Genomic DNA, 18,654 nt, shown 5'->3' on the forward strand with positions numbered 1-18,654 from the left:
TGTCATTTGAGGTGTTTCTTGTTAGTAGAACTCGACTCTAAGCTTCGGCTGCCATCACTCGCCCACTGAAATACTCGTTAGAGACAATGTATTCTGTATTTCGTATCAACTCATCTTGGACTTCTGCCCAGTGGTAATCGTCATCGTTAGTCACATGGCTTAGGGCTGGTACTACACCTCCGACTCGAATATTAAATGGTGTTAACTCTTTCGCCCAGCTTTGGGTAAACCCTGCCACCATTGATGACGCATTTTCAAACCCAGAGAGATCTCGGTAGTCTTCATAAGAAACGATATTGACGATCACCCCTTTCTTTTTCTCCTGCATCATACGCTCGGCAGTGGCTTGGCCGAATCCAAACAGCGAGGATGCCATCACTGAAAGCTTTTTGGTGAACAGATCAGCAGAGCGTTCACTCATTAATGTCGGGAGAGGATTGCTGGTCCAATTGTTTACCAGTACATCGGGCGAGGAGTGGAACATTTCATCGACATAGTCAAAAAGTTTATCTATCGACTCATATGAATAATCAGCGACTGGGAAAGAATAAACATGGTCTGACACCATTCGACAACGTGAAAGAGTTTCATTAAGTCGGTGGATATCTTGATCGCACAGAATCAGCTTCGCACCTAGTGATGCAAAGTGTGTTGCAAGCGTACCGCCTAGCAGAGAACCAGCAGAAGTAATTAATATTACGGCACTTTTTATGTCCATATTTAACCTCACCCAATATGATTTGTTCTTTTTGGTGGATGTTTTTTGTCCACATAGCATGGTTTATTGGCTGTGATTTAGGTGTGAATAACCTCAAATTAATCGGTCGAAAAATCAGAAAGTTTTTTGTTTTATGCAGTGATTCACACAAAGCGATGTCATGAATGTACGCGTTTAAAAAGTGAGACGTAGATCTTATGCCTGAGTTTGTATTTGATAGTTTCGTTGAGCTACGACCAGTTGATTGTAGATGTCAGCGGACATCAAATTCCGTGGCTTAGTTTCGGCCAACTGGCGTCGTTGATGACCCGAAAGGTTGTGGTATACCTCTTCAGGTAAATCAAAGGTTTCTGACGGCAAGTAAGTCAGTGGTTCGGGGGTGAGGTAGTGGCTGAGCTTGGCACTAGGTAACCCTGCAGCATGGAACATATCGGCATGCCGAGCTGAAATAGGGTAGGAGGTGGGATCCGAGCGCAGTGGCTGTGGTTCCTGAAGTTCAAAGCGCTGTCTGAGTACAGCATCCGTAACTTCGGGTGGATCTATTTGTTCTACCGGTGTGTTGTCACGAACATCATCCGAAAACATAGATAAAATCAACGCAAAATCAGAGCGACGACCGGCATGAACGGCATGATTGATACCGTTGCCAAATCGCAACTCATTAATGATGGTTGCTTTGTCTAATGTATGAATGGTGTCTACGTTATCGGCGTACATGAAGTCCCTCGCTTGATGCACTTATAACGGCTTAAAGGCGAGAAACTTGAGAGTCTTCAAGAAATAAAGATCAAAAAAAAGCCTGCATAAGCAGGCTTTTAAAATCATTGTAGTAATTTACATTACTTAGCTAGGTTTTCTTCAACGAATGCCCAGTTAACTAGAGCCCAGAAACCGTTCATGTAATCTGGACGAACGTTACGGTAATCGATGTAGTAAGCGTGTTCCCACAGGTCAACAGTTAGAAGTGGAGTAGTCCCTTCTTCTGTTAGTGGTGTCGCTGCGTTAGAAGTGTTAACGATTTCTAGAGAACCGTCAGCTTTTTTAACTAGCCAAGTCCAAGAAGAACCGAAGTTGTTGATTGCAGAATCAGTGAACTTCGCTTTGAACTCTTCGAAAGAACCGAATGCAGCATTGATTGCATCAGCAACTGCACCTGTTGGTTCACCGCCAGCGTTTGGCGCTAGACAGTGCCAGTAGAACGTGTGGTTCCAGATTTGTGCAGCGTTGTTGAATACGCCACCAGTAGAAGTCTTAACGATTTCTTCTAGCGTTTTGCCTTCGAACTCAGTTCCTGGGATAAGACCGTTTAGCTTAACAACGTAAGTGTTGTGGTGCTTACCGTGGTGGAAATCTAGAGTTTCTGCTGAGATGTGTGGTTCTAGCGCGTCTTTCGCGTAAGGAAGAGCTGGTAGTTCAAATGCCATTGCTCGATTCTCCATATATATGAAAGGCTTAGCCTTTCGATTGCTTCCGATGTTTTTTGTTATGTGTAGTCGATACGACTGACTTGCGATTCATTTTAGCAAGTTTTTACTTTATTAAAAGAGCTTGCACCCAAATAACTTGTGATCGTTATGTGAAACTGCATCCATTTGACTGCTTTATAACCATACACTTTATGTGCTTTATATTCTCGTCTAATGGTTTAGAATGAAGCAAATCTTTGCAGTACATCCATTAAGAGGAAGAAATGGAAACTATCGACAAAATCAAACAGCAAATTTCAGAAAACTCGATCCTTCTATACATGAAAGGGTCGCCAAAACTACCTAGCTGTGGTTTCTCTTCTCAAGCTTCACAAGCTCTAATGGCATGTGGAGAAAAATTTGCTTACGTAGATATTCTACAAAACCCAGATATCCGTGCTGAGCTACCAGCATACGCTCAATGGCCAACTTTCCCACAACTATGGGTAGAAGGTGAGCTAATTGGCGGTTGTGACATCATTCTAGAAATGTTCCAGAAAGGTGAACTTCAGCCACTAATTAAAGAAGCTGCTGCACGCGTTGAAGGTGATGCAGAGTAATTAACTGTATATTTAAACAGTTTTCTCTTGCCTTATTAGAGCCACATTCGATAATGTGGCTCTAATTATTTGTGCCAAAGAAAATACCATCGCTTATGTCCCGTTTATTCATCGCCGAAAAGCCTAGCCTCGGGCGTGCTATTGCGGCAGCACTGCCAAATCCTCAGAAAAAAGATCAAGGCTTTATTCGTTGCGGTAATGGTGATGTAGTGACATGGTGCATCGGGCATTTATTAGAGCAAGTGGAGCCCGATGCGTATGACGAACGTTATAAAAAGTGGAACTTGGCTGATCTCCCGATAGTTCCTGAACAGTGGCAGCTTAGGCCAAGGAAGTCGGCCAGCAAACAGCTTTCGGTGGTGCGCAAACTATTGAAAGAGTCCTCCCAGATTATCCATGCAGGTGACCCTGATAGAGAAGGTCAGCTGCTGGTGGATGAAGTCATTGATTATTGTAAAGTCTCCAAAACCAAAAAGGAGTCGATTCAACGCTTATTAATCAGCGACTTGAACTTACCAGCCGTCAAGCGTGCACTCTCTCAAATGCGCAGTAATCGAGATTTTATTCCGCTCTCTGTTTCGGCATTGGCGCGCTCTCGCGCCGATTGGCTGTATGGCATGAACATGTCTCGGGCCTATACATTGCTTGGTCAAAAAGCGGGTTATCAAGGCGTACTGTCGGTTGGTCGAGTACAGACACCAGTGTTAGGGCTAGTCGTACGCAGAGATGAAGAAATCGAAAACTTTGTACCTCGTGATTACTTTACACTTCATGCACTTATTCCCTATCAGAATGGCAGTCATCAGTTCGATATTCGTGCTCGCTGGAAGCCAAGTGACGCATGCAAGCCGTGGCAAGATGAGGAAGGGCGAGTTCTCAATCGTAAATTGGTTGAGAATGTGGCTAATCGAATTGCAAATCAGCCCGCCAAAGTGGTGGAATCTGAACAAAAGCAGACCAAGCAAGCTCCTCCATTGCCGTATTCATTATCTGCCCTACAAATTGATGCCGCCAAACGATTCGGTATGAGTGCACAACAGGTTCTTGATACTTGCCAAAGCCTATATGAAAAGCACAAGTTAATCACTTATCCCCGTTCAGACAGCCGTTATTTGCCTAAAGAGCATTATGCTCAAGCGGGAAGTGTGTGTGACGCGATCTCCAATAACGCGAAAGATTTGGCCACAGCAGTGAACGAGTCGGATCTTAGTCTGAAGTCAAAGGCTTGGAACGACAGTAAAGTGGATGCTCACCATGCGATCATCCCAACACCCAAAAAAGCATCGATGAATGCTCTATCAGCCAATGAAATGAAAATTTACCAGCAGATTGCTCGGCAGTATTTAATGCAGTTTTATCCGGCTGCGGTATACGCAGAAGCAAAGCTTGTGTTTGATATCGCGGGAGGAATGTTCATTGCGAAAGGTCGACAGCTTGTTTCGGCTGGTTGGAAAGTGCTGATGGGCAAAACAGATGACGACGATGCTAATGTCGATGCGGTTCCTCCTCTGGAGCAAGGCTCGGTCCTTACCTGCCGAGAAGGTGAAATTAAAGACCGTAAAACAGAACCTCCCAAGCACTTTACTGAGGCGACATTGCTGCAAGCGATGACAGGAATTGCGAGGTTTGTCGAAGACAAAGAACTGAAAAAAATTCTTAAAGAAACGGATGGTCTTGGTACGGAAGCAACAAGAGCAGGTATCTTAGATACCTTATTCAAACGGCAACTGCTTAAACGTCAAGGCAAGACTATTTTGAGCAGTGAGGCAGGCAGAGGTTTGATTCATGCGCTTCCATCAGATTCTACCTTTCCAGACATGACGGCTCATTGGGAGCATCAACTACAAGGGATGGCAGAAAGAAATCAAGCCTACCAACCCTTCATGCAAACCTTACAACAGCGTATCGATAGCTTAATGCAACAAGTCAAAACGGGCCCCATACCGGATTCGCTGCGCTCGTTGCCAAAAGTTGAGCGACCAGCGTTTAAACGAAAAAAAAGAAGCGGTACAAAATCAGCATCACCAAAACGTGGAGCTCGTCGTACTAGCAGCTAGTGACTCTGGTTACTAATGGTTTTGGTTAATTGTGCGCTGATATTCTGTCGGTGTTAAACCAAATTTATCTTTAAATCGACGTCTAAAGCGTTGTTCTGACTGATAGCCACACATTTGGGCTAACAGATAGCCGTCATAATGATGTTTTCGCATAAGCTGAAGCGCGTGGTTAAGCCGAACTTGAGCAAGCAGATGACGGTATTGATGTCCTTCCTGTTTAAGTTTTCTAATCAATGTTGCTCGGCTCATAGCAAAATGTTCTGCAACGTTTTCTAACGTATGTTCTTGCGCTGGCGAAGCCGCAAGGTACCGAGCAATCATTTCACTGTAAGATGACTTGGATGAAGGGTATATCCTGTGTAACGCTCCGCGTTCTGCAAGCTGCTGGAAAAGTGCCATCAGCCAAAAATGCTGTGTTTGGTGGCTCATCGAGTTCAAGTTGAACCCTGCCAGAGCATTGAGCGTTTCTTGTATTGCTTGGTCGGTCAAAGAGTGAGTAGAGTCTGTTATCGACGTATTGTTTTCGCTCAGTGTTAGCATTTCTTGGCTAGGGTTGCAGTGAAAACTGAAGACACGAGAAAGAAATGGCCCTTTTTCTGGGACGTTGGCGAAGCTAAATGAGGCGGATGCAGGGCTAAGCAATAGTGAACTTGGTGTGAGTGTTACCGACTCTTCTTGCCCAAAAAGCCGTTTGTTACCAGAGATAATCTGAATGATGCTTGGGGAGTGAATCGTCACGTTTCTTAATGCCTGTAACTGCTGGGCTCGAAACTCAGATATCTGAAGCTTGTGAGTCATCACTCATCCTTATTTTAGCGTGTGTACGTTGCCGTGAGTGTGGTTTTAGCCAAGGCAACACTATTTAATGTAAAGCCAACAACTGCCGCGGGTGTGTTTTCGGTCAGGCTTAATGTTGTTTCAGGTATGGCCCAGACTGTGAACTGGTAACGGTGCATGCCATCATCAACAGGGGGACAGGCCCCGCCAAACCCCTTGATACCATAGTCAATACCTGACTCTAAACCACCTAGTTTTTGTATGTCTGCTCCACGAGGTAGTTGACTTACATCGGCTGGGATATTGAAAGCAACCCAATGCCAGAATCCGCTACCGGTTGGGGCATCAGGATCGTACGCAGTTATAGCAAAACTTTTCGTCCCTTTCGGTGCACCTTTCCAGCTTAGCTGAGGTGACAAGTTTTCCCCAGAGCAACCCCATCCTGAAAACTCAAAGGTTTTGGCCATAGGGTAGCCTTCTTTAATATCTTGGCTGGTGAGTTCAAAAGCGAGCACCTGACCAGATATCATCATGCTCGATAGTGAGAGAGTTAGAATGGTTTTCTTCATGTTACGCTCCTTAGTTGATATTAATCAGTCTATAGAGCGGATAATGAAGCTATGCTCCAATAAGTATCACTGTTGGTGGTTTTTTAGTTTATTTTGATACTTATTGTTTTATGTTACCAAGGGATAGATGTACCATCGTAGTTAATGAACTCACCTGAATGGCTTGGGTTAGCTTGGTTAATCACCTTCATTAATCCTGCTGCTGAGGTGGCGGTATCGATTAGCGCATTTGGCCCGCCCATTTCTGTTTGTACCCAACCAGGGTGTAGTGCCAAAACCGTAAACCCTTGCGGGGACAGATCGTTGCTTAAGCTCTTTACTACTGAGTTTAACGCGGCTTTAGAAGAGCGATAAATATAGCCTCCCCCTGAAGTATTCTCTGCCATACTGCCAACTTTAGAAGATAAGCAAGCGACTTTTTTATCATCACTTTTGTCCAAGTTAGCGTGAAAAGCTTCGACCAATTTCAGCGGGGCAATTGCATTAACTTCAAATACTTTTCGCCACTGCTCAACATCGGTATTACCGAATCCATAGCCTTTAGGCCCATAGTAGCCTGCATTATTAATCAGTAGGTCGATGGTGGGTAGAGAAGCAGATAATGAGTTTACCATCGTATAGTCAGTCACATCTAACTGGTGGCAAGTGACAGAATTTTTCTCGGCTAATTCAAGCAGTTCGGTAGCGGTATTTGCTTCCCTGTATGTCGCATGAACATGCCAACCTTGAGACAAATATCCTTTGACCAAGCTCAAGCCGATCCCTCTATTGGCGCCGGTGATAAATACGGTTTTCATATTGGTTCCTAACTCAGAAATTTGGAAACAGTTTGCTAAGCAATCAAGACAAAATCAACTACCCACCAACTGGAAAGCAACATAAATGAAAAGAGAGCCATTGCGCAGAGAGATCCAACCAGCAGACCTAGAATCAAGAAAAAATGAGATTGAGACATATTAAATTTAAATGATATTGAGAATTAATATCATTTAAATGTCTTTTGAATTCAATTACAAGCTTAATATTAAAGAGACCAACAATATTCCCTAACAGGATGATCAGTTTTGGGAGATAACTGGTATAACATAAACAAAGATTGTCACCACATAACGAACACCATGATCCCGCTAATTTATCATCCGATATACTCGGAACTCCCTTTGCCGGAAGGGCATCGATATCCGATTAACAAATATCGTTTATTGTACGAAGATGTTGAGAGGTTGCGTCGTGAACATAAGGAGTGGGAGGAAGGCTTCTGTTTTGAGCACCCCGCACCTATTACCACAGATGAGGTCATGCTTACGCATTGCCGTCAGTACATTGCGTCTTTGACCGACGGCACGTTAGCGGCAGCGAAAATGCGAAGAATTGGGTTTCCTTGGAGTACACAACTTATAGAGCGTACTCTTACGTCAGCCGGAGGCACTTGTTTAACCGTTGAACAGGCTATTGAGCATAAGGTAGCGATCCACTTAAGTGGTGGTTACCACCATGCGCATTATGATTTTGGTAGTGGGTTCTGTTTAATCAATGACTTAGTGCTAGCAGCCAAGCGGGCTTTGCAGTTTGAACATATAGATAAAGTCCTAATAGTAGATAGTGATGTCCATCATGGGGATGGAACCGCAACGTTATGTGCCGATGATGATGAGATAATCACCCTCTCATTCCACTGCGATAAGAACTTCCCCGCGAGAAAACCAGATTCAGATTTAGATGTGGCAATGGCAAGGGAAACCGATGATGAACGTTATCTACAGTCATTTACTTCGGTAGTGGAAATGGCCGTTAATCTCCATCAGCCTGACCTGATTTTGTACGATGCGGGCGTCGATATTCATCAAGATGACGAGCTTGGTTATTTCAATGTATCGACTCAAGGGATCTATCAACGAGACAAGTTTATGTTTCAGTTGGCGAAAGACAAACAATTGCCAATTGCCTGTGTGGTTGGAGGGGGGTATCGCACATCACATCAGGATTTGGTTCCTATTCACTTGCAGCTGCTAGAAGCGGCATTAGACACCAAGGAAGAGTCATGAAGCACCGAATTCGCTCAGCGGGCATACTGATCCAAAACCAGTCTATATTAATGGTCCGAGTTAAAGACTTTTCGGGTGAATACTGGATTCCACCGGGTGGTGGTATGGAGAAAGGCGATCGCAGTAGTAAAGATGGTTTGAAGAGAGAGTTCCTAGAGGAGACAGGGCTAGAGGTTGAAGTCGGTGAACTCATTTGTGTTCGGGAGTTTTTAGAGACTCATACTGAGCGCTACCATGCGGAGTTTTTCTACCAAATCACCGCCTTCAGCGGTGAACCTCATACCGATAATCTAGTCGGATTGAATGACGAGCAGTACATACAGTCGGTAGAATGGATAGCAATTAACGAGCTAGATGGGAAGAGGGTCTACCCAGCCGATTTAAAGAGTAAAGTGATTGGCATGGTTGAGCAAAAAAACTTTTCAACTCACCTTGGCAGTTATGTCCAAGGTGAAGATGAAAAGACCAACTATTTATGAATGTTTTTATCTGGCTACAGTCACAAATGCTCGAGCTGAGTCGTTTTAAGTCAACATCTTGCCAACTCCATGAGCACTTTACTTTGCCGTTGAATGGTTAAATAGCTTAGGCCCAAATACATTGATAAGCGCACCAGCAACAATCAGTGAGCCACCGATGTAAGTCCAAACGGACGGGATCTCATTAAAAATCACCGCGCCTAAAATGGCCGAAAATACGATCTGCACGTAGGAGTAGGCTGATGCTTTGCCAGCGGATTGGGTTTGCATTGCTTTGGTTAGCCCTAACTGGCCTATTTGTGTAAATATGCCCACCAGAATAAGCATTAGCGTGATATATAGGCTAGGCCATACAAAGTCATTGGCTACCAGCAGAATAGAGGCTGGGAGAGCGACCAAAGGAAAATAGAAGATGATGACTGAACTGTCTTCGGTTTGGCTGAGCTTTCTTACGATGACATAAGCTATCGAGCTACCAAATGCACCTAATAGAGCGATCATGACGCTGAACATCGGAAGCTCATAGCCCTCCTGATGAGAGACGCTCGGTTGTACTATGACCAGCAAACCAACCAAACAAAGTACGATGCATATCATTGTCGACTTTTGGATACGTTCTTTGAGAAATAACACACCTAGCAAAGCAGTAAATACCGGGTGAACGTATTGCAAAATAGTGGCTTCCGCTAAAGGTAAGCTGGTGACAGAGTAATACACACACATTAGTGCCAATGTTCCGACAAGGCCGCGTGCGAAGAGCAGTGGTTTATTATTCCCCCAGATCGAAATCTTTTTTCGTTTTACATCAAGGTAGCTAATGATGAGCGATACCAAAGCTCTTGCTGCCACAATTTCGAACACCGGAATACCGTAGTTACTGACGTATTTCACGCAGGCAGACATAAGTGCGAAACCCAGCGCGGAGATAAGCATAAACTTAACCCCGCTAGGGATAGAAAAAGTGGACTGTGAAGGCATGTCTAGGTTCGGGGGAGAAATGAGTGATTGCCGCACTTTAGCATAATCGCTACGAAATGGGTTATTTAGTCCGCTTTCAAAAATTATTAGCTTCTCCAGCTATTACCAAGTATTAGTGAAACTGCGACTGAGATGCCTAACGCGATCAAGATATTGGGTAACGAGAAGCCCCAAATAGCGACACAAACTGCAACTGTAACCACTGCCCATAGTGTTGTCTCTAATAACCAAATACCCATACTGGTTCTCCTTATGATTGATGCGACTAGAGTAACGAATAGGTGGTTAACATTTGGTTATCTCGGTATGGAAGCCTAGATGTCAGATGAACATGGCCCGATAAAATGGACGCTGACATTGTAGCGACTGGCTTCTTCAGAGTGAGTGAACTGCCAGCCATTGTTTGCACAAATGCGCTCGATCAATAGTAAACCAATACCGAATGAGGGCTCTGGTGAAGTTGAGCTTTGATGTTCGGTAGAATTACTGACCGATATTTTATCGCTCGATACAATGATGTGGATATTGCCTTGAGATGAATGTTGGAAAGCATTACGGATAAGGTTAGTGATGACTATCTGAACCAAAGTATGGGGTAGGGGCTTGCTTTGCAGCTTCTCTGGGGAATCGATATGGACGGTTAACTCTTTACCTTCTATCAAATATTGGTGGTTCGAAACGGTATCTAATAGCAGTGCTTCCATATCAAAAGAGTCTAAATCTAATGGCGTACGCTTCTCTCTACTCATCCAGAGTAGAGTGTTTATCAGGTTGTGCATGGTTGTGACTGAACGATTGATCCGAGCAATCGCTCTCTGCCCACCTTTACTGAGAGAAGGAGAGAGGCGAGATAGCATTGCCCCACTAGCTGAAATCGTTGTGACAGGTGTGCGTAACTCATGGCTTGCAGTACGAAGGAAAAACTCTTCCCTCTCTATTGCTGCTTGCTGGTGGCGAACGCTGCTGATTAATTGATTGGCAAGGCGCTGCACCTCCGTGTAGCGAAGCTTTTGTAGTGAACCTGTTTCGTTCAAATTCAGATCTTTACTCCATTGAGACAACTCTAAAATTGGTTTAGTAATTCGGTATACGAGAATGCGGCTGATTAGAAATATACCCAGCAGTAAGACACCGAGTATTACGAAGGAAGAGTTCAATTGGTCAATAGATTCTGGTGGATGTTGCTCTAGTAAATCTGCATAGATCTTTTCATCGTACTGAGAGACCACATACAGGTATTGAGCTTTACTGGACACATAGTGCTTAGCCGCATAGAGATAGTGGCCGTATTCATCAGTACTTGGTGATAAATAATTCTCATAGATTTGGTCGTTCGAAAAATTTGCCCAATCAAAAACCTTTTGAAACTTGTCTGGTACATCGTCTAGGTGAGTAAACACTTGAAAAGTGTTGGTCTGGGTAACGGCTCCTGTTTCAACAAACTCTGCTTCAGCCTGTTTTAACTCATAAAGAAAGCCATACTTGGCCGACTCATTGAGCCCGACTTGATAGCTGTGATTGACCATCAAGGCGTAAATAGCGGTTAAAGTGAGTACCATTCCGAATAGATATAGATAAACATCCCGCTTGATACTGACTGGTGTCATTGGTTTTCTTCCCTGAATGCAATCCCAACCCCGTGGACGGTTTGGATCAACTTGGTGTCAAATGGAGCATCGATAGCTTGGCGAAGCTTAAACAAGTGTACTTTTAGGCTATCTGCATTGGGGACATCTTCTCCCCAGACTGCCTCTTCGATTTGAGCTTTGCTGACCACGTTCGGGCTATGTTGCATTAAGCAGACAAGTATTTTCCAGCAGACTGGAGCCAGCCTTATGGTTTGGTTCGCTCGAGAAACAAGGTGTTGTTCCAAATCTACACTGACGTCACTGATACTCAACGAAGTAACTGCCCCTTTTCCGCGCCGAGTAAGTGCTAACATACGGACTTTCAGCTCTTCCATTGCAAATGGCTTAACTAAGTAATCATCAGAACCTACAGAGAATCCAGTGAGCTTATCATCGAGCGTATCTCTTGCGGTGAGCATCAACACAGGAGTATTTATCCCTTTTTCTCTGAGCTGTTTACAGAAGCGAAACCCATCCATTTTGGGCATGTTAACGTCGGTCAAGATGATATCGTACGGGTGGGACTGTGCGAGAGTGAGCCCTGCTGAGCCATTGTAAGCAAAATCGAATTCGAACCCATCCAGTTCCATATAATCACTGATGGCTTCGGCGAGATCTTTGTCATCTTCAATGAGCAGGGCATTGATTTTCATCGCTGTTCTTGTTCCTTCATCTGTTTTTGCTGCCAAGCCCAAATAGGGGGCTTAATAAGTAGCTGTAAGCGATACTTCCAATTAGGCGCGTACCATATCTGTCTTAGTAGCCTGCCATACCCATGAAAGTACACTTTAAGCGGATTAACCGAATTAACGTGAGGGTATATTCCATATTTAACCGATTCTTCTTCCTTTGCAAAAGTACCAAACATTCGGTCCCAAATAATCAAGATGCCCGCATAGTTTTTATCGAGGTATTGCTTATTGGTTGCATGATGGACTCTATGATGTGACGGTGTGTTGAATATTGCCTCTATGGGTCTAGGCAATTTTTTAACCGTCTCTGTGTGAAGCAGCGTCTGGTAGAGTTGAACGAAGGTCTCGCACATCAGAACGACGAAAGGGTTAAAACCAAGTAACACCAATGGGATATGGAAGAAGAATGGGAAGAACCAATCGAGTGGGCCAAATCGGTACGCCACTGAAATATTAAAGTAAGGTGAGCTGTGGTGTACGGAATGTGTCCCCCATGCAAACCCGTTGCTGTGCAAAAAACGATGCTCCCAGTAATACGCTAAGTCAGCCAGTACCAAGCAACCCAATATAGTCCAGCCGGTTATCGGCAGTTGAGTAATGCTAAAGTGTTCGTACGCAAAGATAAATGCTCCAACATAAGCCAAACCAATGACGAATACCGTCGTAAGTAGGAACAACAACGTAACGAAGTTGGTTGCGCTGTCGCCGACCATGTTCCAGCTTAGTTTCTTCTTAATAGCGTAGCGGACGAGCTCAAACACAAAAACAGCTAGGGCGATAAGTACAAAGTTATCGTCTACCCAAGTTTCGGTAAAAATGATGGTGCTCTCGGTGAACACTTGAGACATAAAATCAAACATGACTGTTTCCTCAAAGCTATTGTTCATAGTAGACGCTTACTTCACTGCTGTCCGGTAAGCCGTGCTGATTGAGATAATGAACTTCCACCACTGCTGAAATTGGTTGATGGAAGTCGATTTGATGCCAAGCTTGTTCCAACACTGAAGCTGAGTGTTGTCCTTTGGGGAGCAAAACCTGACGAGTAGAATCAACGGATAACTGAACAGAAAGTGATTGTTTAGCATCTTGAGCGTAGCCAATGGTGACTTTCGCGTGGGTGAAGCTTTTATCTATTTGCTGGTATATGACTATCAGTGTATTTACGTCGCTAGGGATAGTGGGGTTGTCGGTATAAAACTGATGCCACAATGCTGGTAGCTCTTGTAAATGAATGGTTTTACTGACTCCCGTAACAGAGTCTGGTTTTTCGTTATTGAGAGATGAGGTGAGGTTGTTCAAAGCGGTGGCTGGCGCAGTTTCCGCAGTCGCTGGCTGTAGGGTTACAGCGCTCCATATCACACCAGTAATAAGTATGGTTGTAGTTATTGAGGCAAGTAGTTTCATGCTTCCTCCCTGAACGGTGAGTGATGTTTGTTCAGGAAAGAGGATAATAGAGTAGGGGTTAACAAAAGGTTATCAAAGAAGTTAACCCACTAGGCAGTTGAATCAAGGGGTACGGCTGAACTCAGGTAAACCGTTCAAGTTATCAAATACAAAAAACTCCACGAGCTACTTAGTGGGCTTTTAAATGTGGCGGAGTGCTGGGCTTGCATTCAAGGAGGGATTTGGGCAAATCCCGTTTAATCCTTTGAAATACGAAAAGGCCCACTAATTTCTTAGCGGGCCTTTCTAAATGTGGCGGAGTGCTGGACTTGCATTCAAGGAGGGATTTGGGCAAATCCCGTTTAATCCTTTGAAATACAAAAAAGCCCACTAATTTCTTAGCGGGCTTTTTCTAAATGTGGCGGAGAGATAGGGATTTGAACCCTAGATACGCTATTAACGTATGCCGGTTTTCAAGACCGGTGCTTTCAACCACTCAGCCATCTCTCCGTTGTTGAGGCGCATAATATAGGGCTTGGAAAACCTTGTAAAGTCCTTAAATGACTGTTTGCTGTTTTTCTATGCGCTTTTCAAAGATAACGCTCTTTTTTCAATCCATTAGATACAAAATAAGCACTCAATGAGTGCTTATTTTTGGAGTCGGCCGCTAGTTAGAGTGGGGGCTCTTTACATAAAAGCGCTGCAGTTCTGTTAAGCCTTGCATCAAGACTGGTAGTTTAGGGTTTTCTTCTTTCAAGCGGTTGTAGTCTTTATCGTAAAGTTTGAAGTTACCAAACTTATCTATCACAGTTGTACGATCTGCGGTTATAAGTGCAAGCTCTCGAGAGTCGCCGGCCAAAATCCAGCGGCGTTTGCGTTCACTAAATAGGTTACGACCACTACTAAAGTCAGTTGGATTCGATGAGACGCCCAATAGATCTTGAAGTAGAGTGACAGATAAATCTAGGTGACTCGACCTGTGGGTGTAAGTCGCAGCCAACTTACCTGGCCAATGAATAACCATAGGAACTTGAAGCTGGTAACGACTATAGTTGGAGTTTGAACCCCAGCTATTAGTATTGGTTTCATTGAACTCGGTGCCGTGATTAGAAGTAATGATTACTACGGTGTTATTGTCGAGTTCAAGCGCTTCTAGTTGCTGATAGAGCTTAGCAAGTTCAGCATCAACTTGTTTGACCGATTCTGCGTAGCTAGCGCGCAAAATATCGTTGGCAGAGCCTTGAGCACTGCTGTAGTCGCTGAAGTTATCTACCGTGGTGAGCTCAATGTAGCTAAACCAAGGTTTCTTTGCGCCATCATTGACCCATGCACTCCAAGCATCAATTGCCTGACCATCGGCCGACTCTTTGCTATCGAATGCAATACCAGTGAACTGCAGGCCACGGAAAATGGTTTCTGCGTAAAGATCATCCGAGAAGTTATCGCCACTGAAGAGCCCGAATTCATAGCCTTTGTCAGCTAGAGTCGTCATTAACAACGGCAATGTGCCTTGAGATTTAATGCTACCTGCATAACTACTTGGAAGCCCGTAGAACAGGCCAAATGTACCAAAGGCATCGTTGCTTGAGCTGTAATGATTGGTGAAGTTCAGGTTCTGTTCGGCATAAGCGTTGGTTGATGGCATTGCCTCAGCATTGAGGGCGTCACCGCGCAGATTGTTTACACTAACCATCAAGATATTCAAATTGCCAGCACGGCGATCGAATGTAATTTCTTCTAACGGGTAACGAACTAAATCGTTGTTGCCTTCGTTTTCTTTCAGGCGCTTCAAGTATTCTTCGCGATCCAGTAAGCCATGCTTTTCCATAAAAGATTTTGCTGTCATAGGGTAAGACAGCGGGAAATTCGCTTTCTGGTTCGTTACCGGGTTGTAGAAATACGCGTCCGACCAAACGTAAATTAAGTGGCTGGTAATAAAGCTGACAAAAAATACCGCAGCAATTGGGCGACCGACGTGTTTGTGAGAAAGTTTACGTTGCTTGCGCCATACCCATTCAGACAACCCCAGTTGAAGCAAAAAGATCAAAGGCAGAACAATGAAAAGGTGCTGTAAGTCGGCGCTGAGTGCGCTGTCTTCGGTGCTAAATAGAAGCTCCCACACTACAGGGTTTAAGTGCAGGTTAATCGACTGGTAAGCTTGGGTATCAACCAGAAGTAGGGTTAGACCAACGGTCGCGAAGCAGACCGATACCAAACGAAATAACTTACGCGACGGTATTAAAAACGTCAGTGGGAATAAGATAAGTAGATAGAGGGCGAATACAAGGAAGCCAAAGTGGCCAATCCAAGAAACCGCTAGGTAAAATTGACCCAGCAGTGTCTCCGGCCAAGGAGACTGGACGATGTATCGCGTTCCGATTAACAGTGCAGCAATAATGTTGAAGAAAGCAAACCAATGCCCCCAACCCACTAAGCGTGATACGCGATCGCCGTATGTATTTCCGCTATCTACCATTTATCTTTTTGTAATCCGTTTTTATTAGTGTGTTGTATTGTCTTCAATAGAAGAAATTAACGCTTGAGCAAATTTTTCAGCAATTGCTTTGCGTTGTGAAGCAGCAACATTTTGATTTAAGACATTGGTTGCGATATTTCCCGCAATCATCAGTGATAGCTCAGGCGTTGCTCCGTGTTTTTCTAAAATGGCAGCTACTTCTGCAAGGATGTTTTCAACTTGGTCGTCACTGTATTTAGATGTAATCGGCATAAATACTCTATAGATGATAGTAAAAGCGGCTTATGATAACCTACTATGCCTTACAACTGAAACCTAGAACGACGATAAATTCATTATGAGTCTTCATCTTTCCAATGTCATTTTACATCAGCTGTCTAAAAACGATCAGGACGAGCTGGTAGTAAATTTCCGTGCTGAATCATTAGCTAATGATGCATCGAGCGAAAATCTTGTGGCAGAGCTGCATCGTGTTTTTAATTCCAAAGCTGGAAAAGGCTTTGGAGCTTTTAAGTCTGACAGCGATTTTCAGATCTGGTTGCAAGAATTTCGTAAAAATGAACGATCTTTCAACGACTTCTCACAAGACAGTGCAAACCGCCTCAAAGAAGAGTTGGCGAAGTACCCATTTGCCGATGAAGGCATTTTGGTGATTGCAGAATACCAAGCGTTAGCAACGGATTATCTGTTCATTGCTTTGCTGCCATCAAATCAAAGCCTTAAAGTCACCGAAGGGTTGGATATTAGCGCGACTGACTATTTGGATATCAATAAGATGGACATCGCAGCTCGTATTGATTTGTCTAGTTACGAGACAGACAAAGAATCTAATCGTTACTTGGCGTACATCAAAGGGCGTGTGGGCCGAAAAGTTGCCGATTTCTTCTTGGATTTCTTACAAGCTGAAGTCGGGCTTGACACTAAGCAGCAAAACCAAGTGTTAATGCAGGCCGTGCAAGATTTTTGTAGCGATTCAAAGCTCGAAAAAGATGAAGCTACCAACTACAAAAAACAAGTTTATGACTACTGCAATGAGCAGATTAAAGCTGGTGAGGAAGTTCAAGTTCAGGAGCTGTCGGGCGAATTGCCAGCAAGCTCGGACGGCACAAGCTTCTTAGATTACACCAAGGAGCAAGGCTATGAGTTGGAAGAAAGCTTCCCAGCAGATCGCTCAACCATGCGTAAGCTAACTAAGTACGTTGGTGCTGGTGGTGGTTTGAACGTGAGTTTCGATAGTTTGCTATTGGGTGAGCGTATTTTTTACGATCCAGAAACGGATACGCTAACGATTAAAGGGACACCGCCTAATTTGCGTGACCAACTTACAAGAAATTAATCAAATTTGAGAGAGCCATGGCTCTCTCTTTTTGTATTTGTGCTCAATGGGTCATAACATGTAGAGAGAAGGAAAAAAGGACTTTTCAAAAGGTTAGCGATATGTCGAAGGAATCGGTTAAGAACAAATACAAGCTCCTGGCAGTGATTTTCGGCCTGTGGTTGGCTGTGGTAATAGGAACCATCATGATGGTTCGCACCACAATGGCAACGCTGGAAACCATTGAAGAATTAGGTAATGGTGTCGAGGAGCTTAGAAGTGAGCTGTATTTTGATTCTCCGTTTCGTATTCAGCATGCCGACGACATTTCATTGAAAATTCAACTCATCTACTCGCTGCGCTTGCAGCTGGAAGCTAACGACAAAGGAAGTTGGTTCCAACCTGATATTAACCAACTGCTCTTCACGACGGACCGATTCTTAGATTTGGTAAGGCAGTTTGTTGATACTGAAGTTGAAGTGGTCAACTTAGTGAACAGTTTGCAACAAGTGCGTGAGAACTACACTGATCAGCCTGAAGTGAGTGCGCTCTATTACCAACTAAGCGCAAGAGTGTTCGAAGCTATGTTCAGTGACTCTGCGAACAGCCCTAAGGTGTACCGCTCGCTCGACCAACTTTTCATTACTTCCCAACAGTTACCCAATGAAGATAGGGAAAGACTACAGCAATTGCTTGCTCAAACGTCTTCTGTACTGGGTGGTTATGCGAAAGGTAGCTATTTAGTTGAAAAGTTACTCAGTCACTCGCTGAACTATCAGGTTTATCAGATGGAAGAGGCGTACCACCACTCCATTTCTCGCAGTGGACTTTTCCTAGTGACATTAAGTGGTTTTACGTTGTTGTTGGTTGCATTCATCGCTGTTCGCACTGAAGACTCAGAGGCAGAGCAAATCGTAATGCAGGCCGAGCTTGCAACCGTCAGCGAAGTAAAAGAGCCCGTGAAAGTTACTGTAGAGCAGCCAGCTCCTGAAGTAGTGAAGCCAGTTGAAGTGTTACAGCCTGAACCAAAACCTGAGCCGAAGCCCGTAGAAGCCAATTTGGCGACCGTTGATATCGACCACATGTTGAATTCGCTGAACGGAGATACTGAGTCAGTGAAGTTGCTTTTAGAGGTATTCATTCAGGATCATCAAGATGACGCCAATCAGCTACCAGACTTACTAGACTCAGATAAAACGTTGGCAATGCGCAAAGCGCACAGCCTGAAAGGCGTTGCGGGTAACTTAGGTGCTATGACTTTACGCGACATTGCGACTCAGATAGAAGCAGACATCAAGAATGATGTTGACGTGGCGCCAGAGAAACTGCAGCAACTTAAGGAAAACTTGGCGTCGGCGGTTGAGAGCGCTCAAGTGTATCTTAAAAGTAAGACATAGTTGATTTACCGTAATACATGATATTCCTCTGACTTTAAAATCGGATACTAGATAATTGATACCTAAATGACATCAAGATACTGATTTAAGAAACAATTGCTGTTGAATAAACTT

At 44.1% G+C, this 18,654-nt stretch carries 20 protein-coding genes and 1 tRNA gene; 6 read left to right on the top strand and 15 right to left on the bottom strand.

Annotation, left to right across the window (positions count from 1 at the left end):
* Positions 1–37: 37 nt before the first annotated feature.
* From J4N42_RS04230 to sodB, 3 genes are all read right to left on the bottom strand, one after another.
* On the bottom strand, positions 38–718 hold the full coding sequence (locus J4N42_RS04230; protein ID WP_252029955.1) for an SDR family oxidoreductase: 681 nt from the start codon (positions 716–718) through the stop codon (positions 38–40).
* Between the two features lie 195 nt (positions 719–913).
* On the bottom strand, positions 914–1,435 hold the full coding sequence (locus J4N42_RS04235) for a VC2046/SO_2500 family protein (RefSeq protein ID WP_252029957.1): 522 nt from the start codon (positions 1,433–1,435) through the stop codon (positions 914–916).
* Positions 1,436–1,557: 122 nt separating this feature from the next.
* Positions 1,558–2,142, bottom strand: coding sequence for a superoxide dismutase [Fe] (gene sodB, locus J4N42_RS04240; protein ID WP_252029959.1), 585 nt, complete (start codon positions 2,140–2,142; stop codon positions 1,558–1,560).
* Positions 2,143–2,408: 266 nt separating this feature from the next.
* Here sodB and J4N42_RS04245 point away from each other — a divergent pair, with 266 nt between their 5' ends.
* Entirely contained in the window at positions 2,409–2,744 is a 336-nt protein-coding gene (locus J4N42_RS04245; RefSeq protein WP_252029961.1) for a Grx4 family monothiol glutaredoxin, read from the top strand.
* A gap of 95 nt (positions 2,745–2,839) precedes the next feature.
* Positions 2,840–4,801 (top strand): DNA topoisomerase III, encoded by a 1,962-nt coding sequence (locus J4N42_RS04250; protein WP_252029963.1) that lies wholly within the window; start codon positions 2,840–2,842, stop codon positions 4,799–4,801.
* 12 nt (positions 4,802–4,813) lie between these two features.
* Here J4N42_RS04250 and J4N42_RS04255 read toward each other — a convergent pair whose 3' ends face one another.
* The 3 genes from J4N42_RS04255 to J4N42_RS04265 form a co-directional block, all read right to left on the bottom strand.
* Positions 4,814–5,599, bottom strand: coding sequence for an AraC family transcriptional regulator (locus J4N42_RS04255; RefSeq protein WP_252029965.1), 786 nt, complete (start codon positions 5,597–5,599; stop codon positions 4,814–4,816).
* A gap of 14 nt (positions 5,600–5,613) precedes the next feature.
* Positions 5,614–6,147 carry a YbhB/YbcL family Raf kinase inhibitor-like protein gene (locus tag J4N42_RS04260; protein ID WP_252029967.1) on the bottom strand — a complete coding sequence of 178 codons (534 nt, stop codon included), beginning with the start codon at positions 6,145–6,147 and terminating at the stop codon, positions 5,614–5,616.
* 113 nt (positions 6,148–6,260) lie between these two features.
* Complete coding sequence (locus J4N42_RS04265) at positions 6,261–6,944, bottom strand: SDR family oxidoreductase (protein WP_252029969.1); 684 nt, start codon at positions 6,942–6,944, stop codon at positions 6,261–6,263.
* Positions 6,945–7,265: 321 nt separating this feature from the next.
* On the opposite strand from J4N42_RS04265, the gene J4N42_RS04270 reads away from it, so the two are divergent.
* Both J4N42_RS04270 and J4N42_RS04275 read left to right on the top strand, forming a co-directional pair.
* The gene (locus tag J4N42_RS04270; RefSeq protein WP_252029971.1) at positions 7,266–8,192 is read left to right on the top strand and encodes a histone deacetylase family protein; all 927 of its coding nucleotides are present in this window, start codon (positions 7,266–7,268) and stop codon (positions 8,190–8,192) included.
* Entirely contained in the window at positions 8,189–8,671 is a 483-nt protein-coding gene (locus J4N42_RS04275) for an NUDIX domain-containing protein (RefSeq protein WP_252029973.1), read from the top strand. Before J4N42_RS04270 ends, J4N42_RS04275 begins: the two co-directional genes overlap by 4 nt.
* Before the next feature lie 78 nt (positions 8,672–8,749).
* Here the strand turns inward: J4N42_RS04275 and J4N42_RS04280 are convergent, their stop codons facing one another.
* The 9 genes from J4N42_RS04280 to J4N42_RS04320 all read right to left on the bottom strand — a co-directional run bounded on the left by J4N42_RS04280 (position 8,750) and on the right by J4N42_RS04320 (position 16,080).
* On the bottom strand, positions 8,750–9,649 hold the full coding sequence (locus J4N42_RS04280; RefSeq protein ID WP_252029975.1) for a DMT family transporter: 900 nt from the start codon (positions 9,647–9,649) through the stop codon (positions 8,750–8,752).
* 86 nt (positions 9,650–9,735) lie between these two features.
* Positions 9,736–9,888 (bottom strand): hypothetical protein, encoded by a 153-nt coding sequence (locus tag J4N42_RS04285; protein WP_252029977.1) that lies wholly within the window; start codon positions 9,886–9,888, stop codon positions 9,736–9,738.
* A gap of 75 nt (positions 9,889–9,963) precedes the next feature.
* Entirely contained in the window at positions 9,964–11,256 is a 1,293-nt protein-coding gene (locus J4N42_RS04290; RefSeq protein WP_252029979.1) for a sensor histidine kinase, read from the bottom strand.
* Positions 11,253–11,930, bottom strand: coding sequence for a response regulator transcription factor (locus J4N42_RS04295; protein ID WP_252029981.1), 678 nt, complete (start codon positions 11,928–11,930; stop codon positions 11,253–11,255). Before J4N42_RS04295 ends, J4N42_RS04290 begins: the two co-directional genes overlap by 4 nt.
* A complete protein-coding gene (locus J4N42_RS04300) occupies positions 11,927–12,829 on the bottom strand; it encodes a sterol desaturase family protein (RefSeq protein ID WP_252029983.1) in 903 nt (300 codons plus the stop codon). The genes J4N42_RS04295 and J4N42_RS04300 overlap by 4 nt, the downstream gene beginning before the upstream one ends.
* 16 nt (positions 12,830–12,845) lie before the next feature.
* Positions 12,846–13,373, bottom strand: a complete 528-nt coding sequence (locus J4N42_RS04305) for a hypothetical protein (protein WP_252029985.1) — start codon at positions 13,371–13,373, stop codon at positions 12,846–12,848.
* Positions 13,374–13,771: 398 nt separating this feature from the next.
* Positions 13,772–13,862, bottom strand: a tRNA-Ser gene (locus J4N42_RS04310).
* A 157-nt stretch (positions 13,863–14,019) separates the two neighbouring features.
* A complete protein-coding gene (locus J4N42_RS04315) occupies positions 14,020–15,828 on the bottom strand; it encodes a DUF3413 domain-containing protein (protein WP_252029987.1) in 1,809 nt (602 codons plus the stop codon).
* A 24-nt stretch (positions 15,829–15,852) separates the two neighbouring features.
* Positions 15,853–16,080 carry a YejL family protein gene (locus tag J4N42_RS04320; protein WP_252029989.1) on the bottom strand — a complete coding sequence of 76 codons (228 nt, stop codon included), beginning with the start codon at positions 16,078–16,080 and terminating at the stop codon, positions 15,853–15,855.
* 85 nt (positions 16,081–16,165) lie between these two features.
* Between J4N42_RS04320 and yejK the strand changes: the two genes are divergently transcribed.
* Together yejK and J4N42_RS04330 are read left to right on the top strand one after the other, a co-directional pair.
* On the top strand, positions 16,166–17,164 hold the full coding sequence (yejK, locus tag J4N42_RS04325) for a nucleoid-associated protein YejK (protein WP_252029991.1): 999 nt from the start codon (positions 16,166–16,168) through the stop codon (positions 17,162–17,164).
* Positions 17,165–17,265: 101 nt separating this feature from the next.
* Positions 17,266–18,540, top strand: coding sequence for an Hpt domain-containing protein (locus J4N42_RS04330; protein WP_252029993.1), 1,275 nt, complete (start codon positions 17,266–17,268; stop codon positions 18,538–18,540).
* Positions 18,541–18,654: the final 114 nt, after the last annotated feature.

This window comes from Vibrio sp. SCSIO 43135 (assembly GCF_023716665.1).
Taxonomy (GTDB): Bacteria; Pseudomonadota; Gammaproteobacteria; order Enterobacterales; family Vibrionaceae; genus Vibrio; species Vibrio paucivorans.